Annotated in this window: 4 protein-coding genes; all 4 read left to right on the top strand. The window is 72.8% G+C overall.

Translation table 11 applies throughout. The features are described 5' to 3' along the window. Positions 1-222 (top strand): GNAT family N-acetyltransferase (locus AC2W7G_RS15025; protein WP_485869150.1); only part of this gene is annotated, 222 nt, incomplete at its 5' end. A 22-nt stretch (positions 223-244) separates the two neighbouring features. Further along, positions 245-712 carry a DedA family protein gene (locus AC2W7G_RS15020; protein ID WP_485869149.1) on the top strand — a complete coding sequence of 156 codons (468 nt, stop codon included), beginning with the start codon at positions 245-247 and terminating at the stop codon, positions 710-712. A gap of 38 nt (positions 713-750) precedes the next feature. Continuing rightward, positions 751-1,200, top strand: a complete 450-nt coding sequence (locus AC2W7G_RS15015; protein ID WP_485869148.1) for a DUF5709 domain-containing protein — start codon at positions 751-753, stop codon at positions 1,198-1,200. 37 nt (positions 1,201-1,237) lie between these two features. Further along, positions 1,238-1,930, top strand: a 693-nt coding sequence (locus AC2W7G_RS15010; protein ID WP_485869147.1) for a lysophospholipid acyltransferase family protein, incomplete at its 3' end; no start/stop codon positions are given.

The following is a 1,930-nucleotide window of genomic DNA, read 5'->3' as shown; positions in this document are numbered from 1 at the left end:
CGACCCGGCCGACGCGCGGGCCGGGGTATCGCCGCGACGCTGCTCGCCGACCTGCTGGACGCGGCCCGTGAGCGCGGCGCCGAGCGGATGCTGCTCGAGGTCGCCGACTCCAACGCGTCCGCCCGTCGGCTGTACGAGCGGGCCGGGTTCGCGACCATCGCCACCCGCCGCCGCTACTACCCGTCCGGCGCGGACGCCCTGGTGATGGAGCGCGTCCTGTGACCGAGCGGCGCGGGGGCGCGTCGTGAGCTCGGTGATGGACGAGATCCGCAGCTGGCCGTTCGCGCTGGCGTGGCTGACGCTGTTCGCGATCGTCCTGCTCCGTGCCGGTGCCACCTACGCGCTCGGCCGGCTCGTCGCCGCCGGCGTCGTGCGCCGCTGGCAGCCCGGCGAGCGCACCCAGCGGGCCGTGGACCAGGTGCACCGGTGGGGGCCGCCGGTCGTGGCGCTGAGCTTCCTCACCGTCGGCGCCCAGTCCGCGGTGAACGCGGCCGCAGGGCTCTCGCGCATGCGCGTGCCCCGCTACCTGCTCGGCCTGGTGCCCGGCGCGGCGGTCTGGGCGACCGTCTGGAGCACCGTCGGCTTCGCCGCCTTCTACGCCGTGGTCGAGCTCAGCGAAGGACGTCCGGGGTCGCTGGCGGTGGTGCTCGTCACGGTGCTCGTGATCGCCGCCCTCGTCGTGGTCTCGGGACGCTCGGGCCGCCGCTCGTAGCGATTGCGCCTCGGCGTCAGCGTGCCAAGGTGGAGGGCATGAGCGAGATTCCCCCTCCCGAGAACACCGACGACCAGATCACGTACGAGAAGTCCGAGGCGCAGGATCAGATGCAGCCGTACGACACGCTGAACGACCGCGGCGTGGACGACGTGCTGGACGAGGGGTACACCGCGCCCGAGAAGTGGTCGGCCGGCGAGGGCTTCGGCACCACGGCCGAGGAGCAGCGCCAGGGCGAGACGCTCGAGCAGCGTCTGGGCCAGGAGGAGCCCGAGCCCGACCCGTACGAGGCGCAGAGCGAGGACCTGGACGACGGCGAGGTCGGCGGCCAGCGCGCCGGACGCCTGGTCGACCCCGACGGCGGCATCGGCCTGGACGAGGAGAAGGACCTCGTGGGCGACGACGTGGGCATCGACGCCGGTGCCGCGGGTGCCGAGGAGGCCGCCGTGCACGTCGTCGACGACAACGAGGACCCCGAGTCCCTCTGAGACGGTGCAGTGCACACGTGTGCACTACGCTCGGCCCATGCGCGACCTCACCTACCCGCCCGTCATCTGGACGGCCAAGACCCTGTTCAAGGTGCTGGGGATGAGGTTCCAGACGTCCGGCACCGAGCACGTCCCGCGCGAGGGCGGCGCGATCCTGGCCGCCAACCACATCGGCTACGTGGACTTCGTCTTCGACGGACTGGCCGCCCACCCCAGCAAGCGGCTGGTGCGGTTCATGGCCAAGCGCGAGGCGTTCGACCACAAGGTCTCCGGGCCGATCATGCGGTCGCTGCACCACGTGAGCGTCGACCGCGAGAACGGCGAGGCGTCCTACCGGGAGGCGGTCGAGCTCGCGCGGGCCGGCGAGATCGTCGGCATCTTCCCCGAGGCCACGATCAGCCGGTCCTTCGAGATCAAGGAGCTCAAGACCGGCGCGGTCCGCATGGCCGCGGAGGCGGGCGTCCCGCTGATCCCGATGGTCACGTGGGGCACGCAGCTGCTCAAGACCAAGGACCACCCCAGCGACATCTGGGGCCGGGGCAAGACGATCGCGCTGCACGTCGGCGAGCCGCTCGACGTCACCGGCGAGGACCCGGTGGCCGAGACGCAGCGGCTGCGCGAGGCCATGACGGCGCTGCTGGACAAGGCGATCGCCGAGTACCCGCTGTCGCCCGTGGGCCAGTGGTGGGCGCCCGCCCGCCACGGCGGCCTGGCGCCGACGCCCGAGGAG

The organism is Aeromicrobium sp. PFPM2_SD2 (assembly GCF_057364525.1).
Note: the sequence above shows the minus strand (reverse complement) of the source record. Positions and strands in the feature narration are given on the sequence as shown.